Origin of the sequence: Tsukamurella pseudospumae (genome assembly GCF_001575195.1) — a bacterium.
Classification (GTDB): domain Bacteria; phylum Actinomycetota; class Actinomycetes; order Mycobacteriales; family Mycobacteriaceae; genus Tsukamurella; species Tsukamurella pseudospumae.
On sequence record NZ_LSRF01000054.1, the window covers coordinates 1 to 417 of the forward strand.

Here is a 417-nt window from a genome sequence, read left to right on the forward strand (position 1 = left end):
TACAAGGACTGCCTCGGTCCACACCTGTGAGGCAGGACGCGCGGGAAGGAAGATGGACGATGTCCTCTTCCCCGTTGAAGCCCGGCCAGACCGCCGGCCGTTCCGGACAGTACGAGATCGTCGGACCCCGCGGAGGGTCTACCGGTCAGGAGCGCACCGTCACCCGCGGTGAGCCGCTGCCGCCGACTCCGAAGCCCGGCCAGGGATACGTGCTCGTCGACCCGACGCGCAACGGCGCTGGCCGCGGTAAGTAGTAGCGGCACCAGGAACGAAGAACATCTGGCCCTCCCCTATCGCACAGGGGAGGGCCAGATTGTTTTCTCGGGGGCTGGCGCCCCCGAACCCCCGCACCTCTCCAGGAGCAGGAACTGGATCGCTCTCGGCTGGCGGGTGCGTTGGGGTGCGGATCTTCGCAGG

Annotated in this window: 1 protein-coding gene; it reads left to right on the plus strand. The window is 67.9% G+C overall.

Features of this window, described 5'->3' with window-relative positions:
• The first annotated feature begins 59 nt into the window (after positions 1 to 59).
• The gene (locus AXK60_RS13840) at positions 60 to 254 is read left to right on the plus strand and encodes a hypothetical protein (RefSeq protein WP_068571554.1); all 195 of its coding nucleotides are present in this window, start codon (positions 60 to 62) and stop codon (positions 252 to 254) included.
• The last annotated feature ends 163 nt before the right edge of the window (positions 255 to 417 follow it).

Excerpts from the sequence above, each read along its gene's own strand:
- AXK60_RS13840 (WP_068571554.1), top strand. The coding sequence starts at position 60 with ATGTCCTCTTCCCCGTTGAAGCCCGGCCAGACCGCCGGCCGTTCCGGA.